We start from the raw sequence: 15047 nt of genomic DNA on the forward strand, positions 1-15047 counted from the left end.
GGGGCGGGTTTTTGGGTTTGGGCTGGGTGGGTGGGGTGGCGGCATGGGGCGGGGTGGAGCGGGTATCGGGTCGGCGGAACGAGGAGGCGCGATGGCGGGCGACGGCGGGCCGGGTGGGCGGCGGGTGGGGCCGGGCGGCTGGTGGCGGGCGGCCCGGAGAACGGTGACCAGCTTCCTGGCGGACGGCGTTCTGGACTGGGCTGCGGCGCTCACCTACTACGGCGTGTTGTCGTTGTTTCCCGGGCTCATCGTCGTGGTGTCGATGGTGGATCTCGCGGGGGTCTCGGGGCAGCGGACGCTCGTCGACAACGTCCGGGAGTTCGCGCCCGGGCCCGCTCGGGACACGGCCATCGCCCTGCTGGAGGATCTGCACGGCACCGCGCCGACGGCGGGCACGGTCGCGGCGATCGGGCTCGCGGTCGCGCTGTGGTCGGCGTCGAGGTACGTGGGCGCGCTGATCAGGGCGCTGAACGCCGTCCACGACGTCGATGAGGCGCGCCCGCTGTGGAAACTCGCGCCGCTGCGGCTCGCGCTGACGCTCGCGATGCTCCTGCTGTTCGGCGCGAGCGCGCTCGCGGTGACGTTCACCGGTCGCCTCACCGAGCAGGCCGGCCGCCTGTTCGGCCTCGGCGAGGCGTTCGTGACGGGATGGAACGTCCTGAAATGGCCGGTCCTGCTGGCGATTGTCGTCGTGGCCATCGCGACGCTGTACCGCGCGGGACCGGACGTCCACGAGCACCCGAGGCGCTGGATCACCCCGGGCTGCGTGGTCGCGATCGTCACGTGGATCGTCGCGTCCGTGGGTTTCGCGGTGTACGCGGCGAACTTCGGCTCGTACAACCGCACCTACGGGACGCTCGCCGCGATCGTCATCTTCCTGGTCTGGCTGTGGGTGTCGAATGTCGCGATCCTGCTCGGCGCGGAGTTCGACGCGGAGCTGGCGCGCGTGCGCGGCCGCGAGCCGGACCCGATCGGCCCCGTCGCGAACCCCGTCCGCCCGGAGGCGGCGGAGCGCGTTCAGGGTGTCCGGACGTAGTCCTCCAGCCGCGCGACCGCGAACCCCTGGCGGCGGACGACCTTGAGCAGGTGCGCGAACATCTCCGTCAGCGTCTCGCCCTTGAGCTCCTTCGGCCCCCGGAAGTGCGCGAGTAGGACGTCGCCCGGGCGGAACTTCTTCTCCGGGTCGTCGTACTGGAAGTCGTGGATCTGGAACGACGCGCGCCACAGAACGATGCCGCGGATGCCGCACGCGGCGGCGGCCTGCTGCGTGAGCGAGTTCCACTCGCCGTAGGGCGGGCGGAGCAGCGTGGGCCGCGTCCCGTACTCGCGTTCGAGGGTCTTCTGGTCGTCGCAGAGTTCGCGGCGCTGGCCCTCATAGCCGAGCAGCGGGAGCTGCGGGTGGTCGACGGTGTGGTTCTGGACGGTCGCGCCCGACGACTGCAACGTCCGGAAGTATCCGTAGTTGTCGCGGATCGCCGCGTCCGTGAGGAACATCGAGACGGGAACCCGCAGGTCCGCGAGCATCTGGAGGAACTCGGGGTCCTTCTCGTTGCCGTCGTCGAGCGTGACGAACACGACCCGGTCCTTGGTCGGGACGGACGAGAACACCGGCACCGGCCCTTTGGCCTTCAACGCGATGGCGGGCCGCGCCGGTGCGGGCGGCGCGGGCGGCAGCGGCTTGAGCCCCCACTTGGCCCACTGCGCGGCGACGTCGGCGGCGTTCGGAGTCGGCGCGCCCGCGGGCGACGCGCCCGGCCCGGCGTCGCGCGGAATCCCGGCGCGCTCGGTCGGCGACACATGCGACCCGCATCCCGCGACGAGCGCGAGCCCCGCGACGGCCGCCGCGACGGCTCCGACTTTCCGCATCCGCACTCCCCCGATCGACGCCCGACCAACTTAGCGATCTCCGTCGAAGGACTGCGCACCGCGCCGCATATCAACGCGAACCACCCCGAAACCCGCCACCGCGCGGACACGGCACACCCACCGGAGTCCAACGCGACCCGGACGACCGCGCACGGGCAACGCTGCCAGCGCGCTAGCACCAGCGCGAACGCGCGCCGCGTCCACACGGGGAAGCAGCGTTTACCTCCGACGCGCCCGATCGACTCGGTCAACACGCCAGAACCAGCACAACCGCGCCAGGCACGTCAGCCGCCGACGCGGCCAGAACTACTGCGCACGGCGGCGCACCCGGCGATGCTGCCAACGCGCGGTCAACAGCTCGAACCCGCCCGCGACCGCGCCAACGCCGCGGTCAGCGCGGGCGGTGTGGCCGGTGGGTTCTGTGGAGGCGGCCAGAACAACCGCGCGCGGGCCGCGCGCGCGGTGGGCTCGGTCAACGCGCCGGAACCGGCGCGACCGCGCCAAGTGAGCGGCGTGGTTCAGGGTGTCAACGCGCGCACGACGTCGGCGGCCGGGATCGGGGCGGCGGTCCGCCACGAGGTGCCCGCCCACAGGTTCACGCCATCGGCGTCGCCGCGGGCGGCGGCGGCGCGGCGCAGCGGGCTCGTCAGGTAGTGGACGTCCGGATAGGCGGCGGGCGCGGCCGCCGAGTGCCGCAGCGCGAACCGGTTCGTCAGCCCCCGCCCGTACCGCCCGCTGAACGCGCGCGTCAGCGTCGTCGAGGTGTAGCGCGGGTCGCCGAGCGCAGCCTTGTGGACGGCGCTCGCACCCGACTCGGGACTGCGCAGGAAGGCCGTGCCCGCCTGCGCGGCGACCGCGCCGAGCGCGAGGACGTCCGCGACGTGCGCGCGCGTCCCGAGCCCGCCCGCCGCCAGCAGCGGCTGCGCGGTGACCGCGCGGACGGCCGCCAGCAGCTCCCGCACGCCGAGCCCCGGCGGCGCGACGTTGGCGAACGTCCCCTGGTGCCCGCCCGCCTCGACGCCCTGGACGCAGAGAGCGTCCGCGTCCGGGCAGGCCGACGCCTCCTCGACGGACGTCACGGTCATGACGACGGCGGACCCGGCCGCGCGGAACGCCCGCACGACGTCCGCCCCCGGCCGCCCGAACGTGAAGCTGACGACGGCGGGCGGCGGCCCGGCGAGCAGCGTCTCGACCTTGGCGTCGAAGTCGTCGTCGCGGGCCCGCGGGACGCCCGGCTCCGCGCCGAGCCGTGCCGCGTCCGGCAGCAGCCGCGTCCGGTACGCGTCGACCTCGGCGGGATCGACGGGATCGGTCGCGGGCAGGAACAGGTTCACGCCGAACGGCCGCGCCGACAGCGCCCGCACCGCCTCGACGTCCGCGAGCATCCGCGCGGCGGTGAGGTACCCCGCGCCGAGGAACCCGAGGCCGCCCGCCTCGCCGACGGCGGCGACGAGTTCCGGCGTCGCGCCGCCGCCCGCCATCGGAGCCTGCACGATCGGTCGTTCGGGGAGCCATCCGGTCACGCGCACCACCTCCAGGGAACGGAACCGCCCAAGATAGTGGCGTCCGCCGCGCTACCCCACGCGCGTCAGGTGGAAGTAGAGGATGCGCGGCTGCCCCTTGGCGTCCATCGCGCCGAGGACCACGTCGTCGGTGACGCGCCGGAAATGGTCGATGATCGGCTGCGTGTCGTAGACCATCGCGGCCGACGCGACGCCCCGGAACGTGATCTCGCGGAGCCGCGCGTGCCCCATCCCGTCGTAGGAGTAGACGCCGCCGTCGGAGGTGAGGCACAGCAGCGGGTCGACGTCCTCGACGTCGTTGAACCGCTTGCCGTACCAGTTCAGTCTCGTCAACCGCGCGGCGAGCCCGCCCGTGACGGTGAACAGGCCGCCCTTCCACGTGCCGAGCAGCGCGGACGTGGCGACGGGCGGGGCGGCGTCGAACGCGGCGGCGACGTCCGCAGGGTCGGGCTCGGCGGCGTTGATCAGGTCGAGCGCGGTCATGGCGACTCCGGGAGCAGGACGGGCTTGACGACCTTGCCGGACACCGCGTCCGCCTCCGCCCGGCCGACGTCGGACAGCGGATAGGTGCCGATGAGCGAGTCGAACGGGAACCGCCCTTGCTTCCACAGTTCGACGAGCCGGGGGATGAACGTCTGCGGGACGACGTCCCCCTCGATGATGCCGCGCACGGTCCGGCCCATCAGCAGCAGCCCCGGGTCGAGCCGGTACTCGGCGCCGCCGACGCCGACGAGCCCGCAGACGCCGGTGGTGCGCAGCGCCGCGACGGCGGACGCGACGACCTCGGGCACGGCCGTGGTGTCGAGCGCGTACTGGACGCCCTCCGACCCGACGATGGCGCGGATCTGCCCGGGAATGTCCTCGTCGTCGCCGTGCAGGACGTGCGTCGCGCCGAGTTCGCGCGCGAGGTCGAGCCGCGCCGGGTTGGTGTCCACCCCGATGATCCGGGTGGCCCCCGCGATGCGGGCGGCCATGACGGCGGCGAGCCCGACCGCGCCCGTCCCGAACACGGCGATGGAGTCGCCCGGCCGGACGCCGAGCGCGACGAGCACCGAGCCCGCGCCCGTCTGCATGCCGCAGCCGAGCGGCCCGAGGAGTTCCAGCGGCGTGTCCGGCCCGACGACGCCGTCGACCGGGACGGCGTTGCGGACGGTCGCGAGCGCGTGCGTCGCGAACGACGACTGCCCGAACCACCGGTTGTTGAGCGCGCCGCCGTCCGCACCGGTGGCGCGCGGACGCCCGTCCAGCGGCGCGGAGAACATGTTGAGCGGCGCCATCGACGCGCAGTTGCCGGGCCGCGCGGCGCGGCAGTTGGCGCAGTCGCCGCAGGAGTCGAAGGACAGCACGACGGGCGTGCCGGGCGCGAGCGGGACGCCCGGCCCGACTGCCTCGACCACGCCCGCCCCCTCATGCCCGAGGATGACGGGTTTGGGCAGCATGTCGGGCGCGCGGCCGAGCAGGTCGGTGTGGCACATCCCGGTGCCCGCGATCTTCACGATCAGCTCGCCCGGTCCGGGATCGGCCAGTTCGACCGGTTCGATGCTGTAGGGGGCGTCCGCGGCCCGCAGGACGGCGGCGTCGATGCGCATGGGTCAGCCTCGCAGCGTGTAGCGGATGGGGAGCCGTTTGAGCCCGCCGACGAAGGTGGTGGCGATCCCCTGCGGCTCGCCCGCGGGGCCGATCTCCGAAAGGCGCGGCAGCAGTTCCTCGAAGAACGCGCGGACCTCGATGCGGGCGAGCGCCGCGCCGAGGCAGTAGTGGACGCCGAAGCCGAACGCCAGGTGCTTGTTCGGGTCGCGGCCGACGTCGAAGCGGAACGGGTCGGCGAACACGTCCTCGTCGCGGTTGGCCGACGGGTACGACAGCAGCAGCGAGTCGCCCTTGCCGATCCGGACGCCGCGCAGCTCGCAGTCCTCGGTGGCGGTCCGCATGAACTCCTTGACGGGCGTCGTCCAGCGGATCATCTCCTCGACGGCCAGCGGCATGAGGCCGGGGTCGGCGCGCAGCCGGTCGAGTTCGGCGGGGTTCTCCATGAGCGCCTGGAGGCCGCCGGAGATCGTGGAGCTGGTGGTGTCGTGGCCCGCCGTCGCGATGATCACGTAGTAGGACGCGGTGTCGAGGTCGCTGAGCGGTTCCCCGTCCACGCGCGCGTTGGCGATGGCGGACGCGAGGTCGTCGGTGGGACGGGCGCGGCGCGCGGCCGTCAGCTCCTGGAAGTAGGCGAAGAAGTCCAGGAGGACCTGGAGCAGGTCCTCGTTGCTCTCGCCGCGCTTGAGTTCGTCGTCGTCCCCGCCGAACAGTTCCTGGGTGAGTTTCAGCATCCGGTCGAAGTCGGACTCGGGAAGGCCGAGCAGCGAAAGGATCACATAAAGCGGGAACTTCACCGCGATCTGCTGCGCGAAATCGCATTCGCCGCCGAGTTCGGCCATCCGGTCGACGTAGCGGCACGCGAGTTCCCGGACGCGCGGCTCCAGCGCGCGCATCGCGCGCGGCCGGAACCAGTCCGCGCCGATCGCGCGGACGACCCGGTGGTCCGGGTCGTCCATGTGGATCAGCGTCCGCAGCGCGAGGCCCTGCTCCTGCCGGGCGCGGTTGGCGGCGTCGAGCTCCGCGGTCGCCAGCAGGGGCCGGGGCGCGTTGACGAACCGGGCGTGGTCGCGCTCGACCTCCATGACGTCCGCGTGCCGGGTGACGGCCCAGAACGGGTTGTATCCGGGGGCCTCGACGCGGTGGACGGGGTCTTCGCGGCGCAGCAGCGCCAGCGCCTCGTGGAGGCGGCGGTCGTCCGCGTACGCGGCGGGATCGGCGAGCGCGCGGCCCGCCTCGTCCACGGTGAGGCTCACGGTCGGCTCCTCGGCTTCGGCGGACACCGCACGCTGAGAACCTAAGAGCCGAATGTCATTCGGTCAAGCGTTGGTCATGATTTGGTCTAGCCGTTCGTTCGGTCTTTCGTGAAATGTTCCGTACCGACGGCGATGAACAGCCCCGCCGCACGGACGGCCACCGCGCCCTCCCGGCCGCCGATCCGTGCTTCACCCTCGACGTACGTCTTACGACCGTCGACGCCCGTCACCCAGGAGCGCAGGTAAAGTGTGCCGCCGACCGGGACCGGCGTGAGGTAGTCGGTCTCCAGCCGTCCGGTGACATGCGGCTTACCGGTACGCCAGGCCGCTTCGCCGAGGACCTCGTCCATCGCCGTCGCCAGCAGCCCGCCGTGGGCGAGGCCGGGCGCGCCCTGGTGGACCTCGCGGACGGCGAACTCCGACTCCACGACCAGCCCGGACTCGCCCTTGTGGCTGATGCGGAGCCCGTCCGCCGGTTCGGGGCCGCAGCCGAAGCATCCGCCGTACTGCTCCATCGGCTCGGGGACGGACCGTTCCACCGGCTCGGGGACGGTCGCGCCGGGCGGCGGCGTCGTCCGGCGGGAGGCGGGACCGGGGCGTTCCACGGCGGGACTCGTCACGACATGCTCCTTCACCCTGCGAATACCGATCGAGGTTCGGTTTCTGGCGTCTCCGAGGTTACGCCCCGCGTCCGAAGTGCCCGGTAACGACCGCCCTTCCCGACGCACTTCCCACTGAAGGAACACACGAACGGAGGAACGGTGTGGCGGAAGACGACCCGCGCGAACGGCGGTTCACCGCGATGTACGACGCCTGCCGGCAGCGGGTGTGGGCCTACGCCGCGGCCCGCGCCGGACGCGAGACCGCCGACGAGGTGGTGAGCGAGACCTTCGCCGTGGCCTGGCGGCGGCTGGACGACGTGCCCGACCCGGCGCTGCCCTGGCTGCTCGGCGTCGCGCGCAACGTGCTGCTGGCCGACCACCGCGCCCGCGCCCGCCGCGACGCGTCGGCGGCCGAGCTGCGGCGCTGGGCGCGGCCGGCGACCGGGGACGTCGGCGCGGAGGTCGCCGAGCGGCTCGCGGTCGTCCGCGCGCTGGCGTCCCTGTCCGAGGACGACCGGGAGATCCTCCTGCTCGTCGCCTGGCAGGGCATGGCGCCCCGCGACGCCGCCCGCGTCGTCGGGATCTCGCAGGCCGCGTTCCGGGTGCGGCTGCACCGGGCGCGCCGGCGGCTGCTGCGCGCCGCCGAGGCCGAACCCCCCGCGCGCCGCGCCGCGCACCCGACCGCGATGCCCCTGAAGGAGCTGTCATGAGGAACGACCCGCTGCGCGTGCTCGCCGAGGCCCGGCCGGACGAGCTGCACCCGGACGCGCCCGTGGACCCCGACCGCCGCCAGGCCGAGCTGTCGCGCGCCATGCTCGGCGCACCCGCCTCGGTCACCGCGCCCGCGCGCCGGGGCGTCCCCCGCTGGGGCCTCGCGCTCGCCGGGCTCGGCGCCGCCGCGGCCGTCGCGGCGGGCGCGGTCGTCGCGCTGCCCGGCGGCTCCGGCCCGCACCGCGCGCCCGCGACGGCCGCGCCGGTCGCGCTGGACGCCCGCACCGTCCTGCTCTCCGCCGCCGAGCACTCGCTCGCCAGGCCGAGCACGGCGGGCAGGTACTGGCACACGTCGGTGATCTCCCGCGCGTCCTGGCGGGCGGACGGCGGCTACACCGTCGTCACGCGGACGCGCCAGGACACCTGGACGCCCCGCACGCCCGGCCAGGAGATCATCGCCGTCCAGCAGGAGCTCGGCGCGCGCCCCGCGTCCCCGGCGGACGAGCGGGCGTGGCGCGCGGCGGGCGCGCCGACCCGCATCAAGGCGCGGACGACGACGAGCGGCACCCGGTTCAAGCCCGCCGTCCTCACCACCGCGCAGGGCGCCCCCGAGCGCTCGGCCACCGGGCAGGTCGACGGCGACAAGGTCTTCTGGCTCGGCCGGAACGTCACCGTCAAGCAGCTCCAGGCGCTGCCCGGCGACCCGGCGGCGCTCCGCAAGTCCCTGCTCGCCTGGTACGACGGCCACGACACCGAGTCCGCGAGCGTGCGGCAGTCGTCCGACCAGTGGCTGTTCCGCGTCGCGTCCGCGCTGGTGGACGGGACGATGCCGGTGATGCCGAAGGTCCGCGCCGCCGCCTACAGGATGCTGTCGAAGCTGACGACCGTCCGGTCGCTGGGCGAGGTCACCGACCCGCAGGGCCGCCGCGGCGTCGGGATCGCGCTGCCCGAGCCGGGCGACGCGAAGGCCGGGACGGTCGAGAACCGCCTGATCATCGACCCGGAGACGGGTGACGCGCTCGCCACCGAGACCGTCCTGCTCAAGCCGGGCGGCGCGAACGACGCACTGCCCGCGGGCGCGGTCATCGCCTCGTCGGCGGCGATCACCACGGAGTGGACGAACACCGACCCGCGCTGATCCCGCAGGTCACAGCGGTAACTCTGGCGGCCGGGTGACGCGGGCCTCACCCCGCGTCACCCGGCCCTGACCCAAAAGTGATCAACAGGTGTCGGTATAACGACTCATCTCCGGGAAGAGCCGCATAGGAGACCATCTCGGAGGTTTTCCTATGGGCCGTCTGCTGCGGGACATCACCCGCCGCAAGCCGATCGACCAGATCAGCCCCGACGACGGCGGCGGGCACGGGCTGAAGAGGACGCTGGGCCTCTGGCAGCTCACGGCGATCGGCGTCGGCGGCATCATCGGCGCGGGCATCTTCTCCCTCGCGGGCGCCGTCGCGAACGAGAAGGCCGGGCCGGCCGTGCTCGTCTCGTTCCTCATCGCGGGCATCGCGAGCGCCGCGGCCGCGTTCTCCTACGCCGAGTTCGCGGGCCTCATCCCGCGCGCCGGGTCCGCCTACACCTACGGCTACGCGGTCCTCGGCGAGTTCCCCGGCTGGGCGATCGGCTGGGACCTGCTGCTGGAGTACACGGCGATCGTCGCGGTCGTCGCGATCGGCATCTCCGGCTACTTCGACGACCTCCTGGGGTTCATGGACGTCCAGCTCCCGATGTGGATGATGGGCGCGCCCGGCACCGAACCGGACGGCGTCGCCTCCGGAAGCTACAAGGTGAACCTGTTCGCGATGCTGCTGTGCCTGCTCATCGCGTACGTGCTGAACCTCGGCATGAAGGACGCGGCCCGCTTCGAGTCCGCACTGGTGTACCTGAAGGTCGCGATCGTCCTGCTGGTCATCATCGTCGGGTTCTTCCACATCAAGGCGGGGAACTACACGCCGTTCTTCCCGTTCGGATGGTCGGGGGCGTTCACCGGCGCCGCAACGGTGTTCTTCGCCGTATTCGGCTACGACGCGATGTCCACCGCGGCCGAGGAATCCCACGACGCCACGCGGCACATGCCCAAGGCGATCATGTACTCGCTGGCGATCTCGATGGTCCTGTACGTCCTGGCCTGCCTGGTCCTGACCGGCATGGTGGACTACAAGCACATCAACCCGAACGCCGCGTTCTCGTCGGCCTTCGCCGACATCGGCCTCGACACCGTCGGGATCATCATCGCCGTCGGCGCGATCCTCGGCGTGCTCACCGTGCTGTTCACGTTCATGATGGGCGCGGGCCGCGTTTGGTTCTCGATGAGCCGCGACGGCCTGCTCCCCGGCTGGTTCGCCAAGACCCATCCGACGCGGCACGCGCCGACGCGCATCACCTGGATACTCGGCGTCGCGTCCGCCGGGATCGCCGGGTTCCTGCCGATCGCGGAGGCCGCGGAGCTGACGAACATCGGCATCCTGCTCGCCTTCATCGTCGTCAGCATCGCCGTGATCGTGCTCCGCTACCGGCGGCCCGACCTGCACCGCGAGTTCAAGACGCCCGGCATGCCGTTCGTCCCGGCGATCGGCGTGATCTTCTCGGTGTGGCTGATCACGTTCCTGCAGTGGCAGACGTGGCTGCGGTTCGCGATCTGGTTCCTCGTCGGCTGCGTCGTCTACTTCGGCTACAGCCGCCGCCACTCCGCGCTGGGGCGGACCGGCGGCGGCGACCACGAGTTCAGAACGTGACGACCTGCCGGACGGCCTCGCCCGTGTGGAGCCGGTCGAACCCGGCGTTGATGTCCGTCAGCGGGAGGCGGTGCGACAGCAGCCCGTCCACCGGTAGGAGACCCGACCGGTACAGGCCGATGAAACGCGGCACGTCCCGCGCGGGCACGCACGAGCCGAGGTAGCTGCCGCGCAGCGCGCGCTCCTCCGCGACCAGGCTCAGCGCGGGCAGCGTCAGCGGGACGCCGGGGGCGGGCAGGCCGACCGTCACCGTCGTGCCGCCCGGACGCGTCGCCGCGTACGCCTGCTCCAGCACCGCGACGACGCCCGTCGTGTCGATGACCTTCTCCGCGCCGCCGCCCGTCAGGTCCCGGATCGCCGGGACCGCGTCCGGGCCGCCCGCGACGGACGCGGTCGCGCCCAGCCGCTCCGCGAGCCGCCGCTTGTGCTCCACGACGTCCACCGCGATGACCTCCGCCGCGCCCGCGGCCTTCGCGGCCAGCAGCGCCGCCAGGCCGACGCCGCCGAGGCCGAGGACCGCGACCGTGTCGCCCGGCTCGACCTTCGCGCTGTAGAACGCCGCGCCCGCGCCCGTCAGCACCGCGCAGCCGAACAGCGCGGCGATCTCGTGCGGCAGGTCAGCGTCCACCTTCACGGCCGACTTCGCCGACACGACCGTGTACTCCGAGAACGCCGAGACGCCCAGGTGGTGGTGCGGGCGGGAGCCGTCCGCCGCGACGAACCGGCGGCCGCCGCCCAGCAGCGTCCCCGCGCCGTTCGCCTGCGCGCCCGGCCCGCACAGCGCCGGACGGCCGCCCACGCACCGCTCGCACGACCCGCACGCCGGGACGAACGCCAGCACCACGTGGTCGCCGACCGCGAAGTCCGTCCCCTCGCCGGCCTCGACGACCTCACCGGCCGCCTCGTGGCCGAGCGCCATCGGCAGGGGCCGCACCCGCGACCCGTTGATCACCGACAGGTCCGAATGGCACAGCCCCGCCGCGCCGACCCGCACCAGCAGCTCGCCCGGCCCCGGCGGGTCCAGCGTCAGCTCCCTGACCTCCAGCGGCCGGGACTCCGCGTAGGGGGCCTCCCGGCCGGACTCCACCAGGACGGCCGCGTGCGTCGCGGTCATGCCACCACCAGCCTCTGCATCTCGGCGCGGACGGGATCGACGATCGCCGCCGGGCGGCGGCTCTCCCGACCGACGAACACATGGACGAAATGACCCTGCGCGACGAGCGTCCCGTCCGACCGCAGCATGCCGACCTCCCAGCGGACGCTCGACCGGCCCAGTTTGCCGACCCGCAGTCCGACCCGGATCTCGTCGGGGAACGAGACCTCGGCCTTGTACTCGCAGTGCGATTCGACGCAGAGCGCGATCGTCTCGCTCGTCAGCGGATCGAACCCCGCCGTCCGGATCATCCACGCGTTGATGACGGTGTCCATCAGCGAGTAGTGGACGACGTTGTTGACGTGCCCGTACACGTCGTTGTCCTTCCACCGGGTGGGGACGGTCTCCCAATACGGATATTCGCCGGTCATGGCGTCACCTTACGGTCACGGCCCCGCGGCTCATCCGGTCGCGGCGTCATGGCGCGCGTTGCGGGCGGCGGCGCGCTGCTCGACCGGGCGCTGACGGGACCGCGCGGCGGCCTGCTGACGGCGCTCGCGTCCAGCGCGATGCCCGTCTCCTACTGAACCGGTCGGCATGATCTACAATCCTCCAAAGACCATTGGAGGAACCTTGGAACCCGAGGACAACGCTCCGAAGGAAGCGCTGCTGGCGGAGTTCTCCCGGCTGGCCAAGGCGCTCGCCGCGCCGTCCCGGCTGGAGCTGGTCGACCTGCTCGCGCAGGGCGAGCGCGGCGTCGAGGACCTGGCGCGCGCGACGGGGCTGCGGCTGTCCAACGCGTCCGCGCAGCTCCAGATCCTCGCCTCGGCCGGCGTCGTGGCGCGCCGCCGGTCCGGCGCGCACGTCTACTACCGGCTGGCCGATCCGCGCATCGCGCCGCTGGTCGAGCAGCTCAAACTGCTGGCGTGCGACCTGCTGCCCGCCGCGCGCGAGGCCGCCCGCGCGCTGCTCGGGGACGCCGCCGACCTGGAGCCGGTGTCGCGCGCGGACCTGGCCGCCCGGCTCGCCGCGGGCGACGTCGCGGTCGTGGACGTGCGGCCCGGCGTCGAGTACGCCGCCGCCCACATCGACGGCGCGCTCGGCATCCCGCTCGACGAACTCCCCGACCGGCTCGCCGAGCTGCCCGACGACCTGGAGGTCGTGGCCTACTGCCGGGGCCGCTACTGCCGGATGTCGGCGCGCGCCGTCCGCCTGCTGCACCGCCACGGCCGCGCCGCCCGCGTCCTGGACGGCGGGCTGGCCGAGTGGCGCGCCGCCGGACTCCCCACCGCGGCATGAGCGCCCCCGAACCCCGGCCGGGCGAGGAACCGGTCGTCGTCGACGGCCAGGACCGCGGCTGCACCCGCCTCCTGCTGGAACTGCGCACGCGCCTCGCCGGCCTGCCCGGCGGCACGCTCGTCCACGTGATCGCCACCGACCCGACGGCGACCATCGACCTCCCCGCCTGGTGCCATCTGACCGGCCATTCCTACATCGGCCCGATCGGCGGAACGGAACGGCCGACGTACGCGATCGTCACGGCCGACGACCCCGTTCCGACCGATCCCGCGGCCCCCTGGCGGCAGCTCACCTGAAAAAGAGACCGGACCGGAATTCCCGCCGCCCGGAAACCGCCGAACCTCAGGCGGCGCCGGGCGCGCGGGACCGGGCGGTCACCTTCCGGCCCGCACCGGTGACGGAAACGGTCTTGTCCTCGACCGGCCGGAAGAGTACAAGAACATGCTGCACCACCACTTCGGGCCGAAAGGTACGCGCGTGCCGCTGTTCAAGCGTTCCCACCCCAGAACCGCCGAGCATTCCGCTCTCCGGCGTCGGCTGGCCCGGGCGGCGGGGTCCGCGGTCGCGGCGTGCGCGCTCGTCACCGCCGGCGCGGCCACGGCCGCCGCCGAATCCGCGCCGACCTATTACGTGTCGCTCGGCGATTCGCTCGCGGCGGGTTACCAGCCCGACGCGAAAAAGGACACCGATGTCTCCTACACCGACGTCGTCTACCGGACGCTGAAGCAGTCGGACCCGAATCTCCAGCACATCCGGCTCGGTTGCAGCGGCGAGACGACCCAGAGCATGATCAATGGCGGGATCTGCTCGTACGACGGGGCCAAGTCGCAGCTCCAGGCCGCGGTGAACTTCCTGCGCGCCCACCCCGGCCAGGTCAAGTACGTCACCGAGGACATCGGCGCGAACAACGTCGACAAGTGCCTGCCGAACGGCACGCTCGACATCGGCTGCCTGATCAACGGCATCTTCGCGATCTCGTCGGACGTCACCTCGATCAACAAGCAGTTGCGCGACGCGGGCGGCGACACCCCCCGCTACGTCGGCATGACGTACTACGACCCGATGCTCGCCTACTGGCTCCAGGGCGGGACGAGCCAGTGGGTCGGCGGCGCGTCCGCCATCGCCAACAACATTCTGAGCTTCGTGCTGACGTCGGCCGACGACAGCGCGGGATTCGCGACCGCCGACGTCGCCACGGCGTTCGCGAACAACGATTTCGGCAACGAGGTGGAACTGCCGAACATCGGCAAGGTGCCGCACAACGTGGCGCAGATCTGCCAGTGGACGTGGATGTGTACTCAGTACCACGACATCCACGCCAACCCGACCGGCCACCAGGTCCTCGCCGAGACGTTCCTGCCGCTGCTGACCGGCGGCGCGAAGCAGTCCTGACGAGCCCGCCCGCTCCGGTCCCACCCCGCCGGAGCGGGCTTCCCCGGCGCCGTTTCCGCGCGGCGGCCGAAGGCGCTGCCGCCATTCCGCCGGTGCGCGCCGTGATCATCCGGTTGCCCACAGAATTATCCACAGCCTGTGGACGGACGGGCGTTCAACCGCAGCGGTCGTTGTTCAGTTTCAGCGACGACCCCCACTGCCCGACCGCGAATCCGCGCAGGTCCGCGATGCTCGTCCCCGCCTGGATGCAGGTGTACGAGCCGCTGAAGTGCCCCGAGCGGTAGATGCGCGCGGTGCGCGGCGACCGCCCGTTGTTGACGACGGAGAACGTCCGGTCGTTGATCGGCGTCCCGATCAGGCTGACCCCGCCGTCCGTCGCGCGGCGCACATAGGGCGTCCCCCGGAAGTTCGGCTGCGGGTAGATGCAGACCTGGCCGCCGCCGCAGCGGACGCGCGCCGCCGCGTCCGCGGGGTCCGCGGGCCCCAGCGCCGCGACCGTCGCGCAGGCCGCGGCCGCCGCGAGCATCGTTCGATTCATCGGCACACCTCTCGCACAGGCAGGTTCGGCTCAAAGTAGCCGTTCGACCACAGACGGTATGCGAGCGCGTGACCGGCGGACCCTGTCGTCGCGGCCACCGTTTTACCGCCCCTTGGCACGCGAGTCGGGCGTTTGGCGCCGCGCCGGACGCGGCAGGTCCCGTCCACGCGGCACGCCGCCACGGATCTGCCGGAGAATCAATTCCACTGATCAACACGGCGAGCGGCGAATGTTCCGATCATCCCTGTTTGGTGCTAACTTTGCCTCCGCCTTGACTTCATGTTTTCCTTGAGTCAACCCCGCTTGTCCCGTCGGACGTCCGCCGACCGGGCCGCGCCGTGCCCGGACCGCCCGCGGACCGTCAGTGGAGGTTCCTCATGGTTCGCACCGGGATTCCCGCGAGGGGGACGGCCCTCGGACCGGCGTTAGCCGACGCCCCGGC

Annotated in this window: 16 protein-coding genes; 7 read left to right on the forward strand and 9 right to left on the reverse strand. The window is 72.7% G+C overall.

What is annotated here, in order from left to right; all coding sequences use genetic code 11:
- The first annotated feature begins 91 nt into the window (after positions 1–91).
- Positions 92–1036, forward strand: coding sequence for a YihY/virulence factor BrkB family protein (locus G339_RS34995; protein WP_157407970.1), 945 nt, complete (start codon positions 92–94; stop codon positions 1034–1036).
- On the opposite strand, the gene G339_RS0123360 is transcribed toward G339_RS34995, so the two are convergent.
- From G339_RS0123360 to G339_RS36210, 6 genes are all read right to left on the reverse strand, one after another.
- A complete protein-coding gene (locus tag G339_RS0123360) occupies positions 1018–1866 on the reverse strand; it encodes a polysaccharide deacetylase family protein (RefSeq protein ID WP_033324153.1) in 849 nt (282 codons plus the stop codon). The two genes, G339_RS34995 and G339_RS0123360, sit on opposite strands and share 19 nt — an antisense overlap.
- A 518-nt stretch (positions 1867–2384) precedes the next feature.
- Positions 2385–3395, reverse strand: coding sequence for a nitronate monooxygenase (locus G339_RS0123365; protein ID WP_205625619.1), 1011 nt, complete (start codon positions 3393–3395; stop codon positions 2385–2387).
- A gap of 45 nt (positions 3396–3440) precedes the next feature.
- Entirely contained in the window at positions 3441–3872 is a 432-nt protein-coding gene (locus G339_RS0123370; protein ID WP_019633493.1) for a DUF4334 domain-containing protein, read from the reverse strand.
- Positions 3869–4978 carry an NAD(P)-dependent alcohol dehydrogenase gene (locus tag G339_RS0123375; protein WP_019633494.1) on the reverse strand — a complete coding sequence of 370 codons (1110 nt, stop codon included), beginning with the start codon at positions 4976–4978 and terminating at the stop codon, positions 3869–3871. The genes G339_RS0123370 and G339_RS0123375 overlap by 4 nt, the downstream gene beginning before the upstream one ends.
- A gap of 3 nt (positions 4979–4981) precedes the next feature.
- Entirely contained in the window at positions 4982–6232 is a 1251-nt protein-coding gene (locus G339_RS0123380; protein ID WP_157407971.1) for a cytochrome P450, read from the reverse strand.
- Between the two features lie 86 nt (positions 6233–6318).
- Positions 6319–6852: a PaaI family thioesterase gene (locus G339_RS36210; protein WP_019633496.1), complete on the reverse strand. Its 534-nt coding sequence runs from the start codon at positions 6850–6852 to the stop codon at positions 6319–6321.
- A 143-nt stretch (positions 6853–6995) separates the two neighbouring features.
- Here G339_RS36210 and G339_RS0123390 point away from each other — a divergent pair, with 143 nt between their 5' ends.
- The 3 genes from G339_RS0123390 (at position 6996) to G339_RS0123400 (ending at position 10283) form a co-directional block, all read left to right on the forward strand.
- A complete protein-coding gene (locus tag G339_RS0123390; protein WP_019633497.1) occupies positions 6996–7544 on the forward strand; it encodes an RNA polymerase sigma factor in 549 nt (182 codons plus the stop codon).
- Positions 7541–8683 carry a CU044_5270 family protein gene (locus G339_RS0123395; RefSeq protein WP_019633498.1) on the forward strand — a complete coding sequence of 381 codons (1143 nt, stop codon included), beginning with the start codon at positions 7541–7543 and terminating at the stop codon, positions 8681–8683. Before G339_RS0123390 ends, G339_RS0123395 begins: the two co-directional genes overlap by 4 nt.
- Before the next feature lie 151 nt (positions 8684–8834).
- On the forward strand, positions 8835–10283 hold the full coding sequence (locus G339_RS0123400; protein WP_019633499.1) for an amino acid permease: 1449 nt from the start codon (positions 8835–8837) through the stop codon (positions 10281–10283).
- On the opposite strand, the gene G339_RS0123405 is transcribed toward G339_RS0123400, so the two are convergent.
- Positions 10273–11397 (reverse strand): zinc-binding dehydrogenase, encoded by a 1125-nt coding sequence (locus G339_RS0123405; protein WP_019633500.1) that lies wholly within the window; start codon positions 11395–11397, stop codon positions 10273–10275. The genes G339_RS0123400 and G339_RS0123405 overlap by 11 nt on opposite strands.
- The gene (locus G339_RS0123410; RefSeq protein ID WP_019633501.1) at positions 11394–11807 is read right to left on the reverse strand and encodes an acyl-CoA thioesterase; all 414 of its coding nucleotides are present in this window, start codon (positions 11805–11807) and stop codon (positions 11394–11396) included. The genes G339_RS0123405 and G339_RS0123410 overlap by 4 nt, the downstream gene beginning before the upstream one ends.
- A 202-nt stretch (positions 11808–12009) precedes the next feature.
- Between G339_RS0123410 and G339_RS0123420 the strand changes: the two genes are divergently transcribed.
- From G339_RS0123420 to G339_RS36215, 3 genes are all read left to right on the forward strand, one after another.
- A complete protein-coding gene (locus tag G339_RS0123420; RefSeq protein WP_019633503.1) occupies positions 12010–12675 on the forward strand; it encodes an ArsR/SmtB family transcription factor in 666 nt (221 codons plus the stop codon).
- Positions 12672–12971: a sulfurtransferase TusA family protein gene (locus G339_RS0123425; RefSeq protein WP_033324157.1), complete on the forward strand. Its 300-nt coding sequence runs from the start codon at positions 12672–12674 to the stop codon at positions 12969–12971. Before G339_RS0123420 ends, G339_RS0123425 begins: the two co-directional genes overlap by 4 nt.
- Before the next feature lie 181 nt (positions 12972–13152).
- Positions 13153–14067 (forward strand): SGNH/GDSL hydrolase family protein, encoded by a 915-nt coding sequence (locus G339_RS36215; protein ID WP_169514776.1) that lies wholly within the window; start codon positions 13153–13155, stop codon positions 14065–14067.
- A gap of 154 nt (positions 14068–14221) precedes the next feature.
- Here the strand turns inward: G339_RS36215 and G339_RS35010 are convergent, their stop codons facing one another.
- Complete coding sequence (locus G339_RS35010) at positions 14222–14605, reverse strand: peptidase inhibitor family I36 protein (RefSeq protein WP_157407972.1); 384 nt, start codon at positions 14603–14605, stop codon at positions 14222–14224.
- Between the last annotated feature and the right edge of the window lie 442 nt (positions 14606–15047).

This window comes from Actinomadura atramentaria DSM 43919, assembly GCF_000381885.1.
GTDB classification, from domain to species: Bacteria; Actinomycetota; Actinomycetes; order Streptosporangiales; family Streptosporangiaceae; genus Spirillospora; species Spirillospora atramentaria.

Bases quoted from the DNA above. Each gene is read 5' to 3' on its own strand.
- G339_RS0123360 (WP_033324153.1), bottom strand. From the start codon at position 1,866: ATGCGGAAAGTCGGAGCCGTCGCGGCGGCCGTCGCGGGGCTCGCGCTC.
- G339_RS0123395 (WP_019633498.1), top strand. From the start codon at position 7,541: ATGAGGAACGACCCGCTGCGCGTGCTCGCCGAGGCCCGGCCGGACGAG.
- G339_RS0123425 (WP_033324157.1), top strand. From the start codon at position 12,672: ATGAGCGCCCCCGAACCCCGGCCGGGCGAGGAACCGGTCGTCGTCGAC.
- G339_RS34995 (WP_157407970.1), top strand. From the start codon at position 92: ATGGCGGGCGACGGCGGGCCGGGTGGGCGGCGGGTGGGGCCGGGCGGC.
- G339_RS35010 (WP_157407972.1), bottom strand. From the start codon at position 14,605: ATGAATCGAACGATGCTCGCGGCGGCCGCGGCCTGCGCGACGGTCGCG.
- G339_RS0123375 (WP_019633494.1), bottom strand. From the start codon at position 4,978: ATGCGCATCGACGCCGCCGTCCTGCGGGCCGCGGACGCCCCCTACAGC.
- G339_RS0123370 (WP_019633493.1), bottom strand. From the start codon at position 3,872: ATGACCGCGCTCGACCTGATCAACGCCGCCGAGCCCGACCCTGCGGAC.
- G339_RS0123410 (WP_019633501.1), bottom strand. From the start codon at position 11,807: ATGACCGGCGAATATCCGTATTGGGAGACCGTCCCCACCCGGTGGAAG.
- G339_RS0123405 (WP_019633500.1), bottom strand. From the start codon at position 11,397: ATGACCGCGACGCACGCGGCCGTCCTGGTGGAGTCCGGCCGGGAGGCC.
- G339_RS0123400 (WP_019633499.1), top strand. From the start codon at position 8,835: ATGGGCCGTCTGCTGCGGGACATCACCCGCCGCAAGCCGATCGACCAG.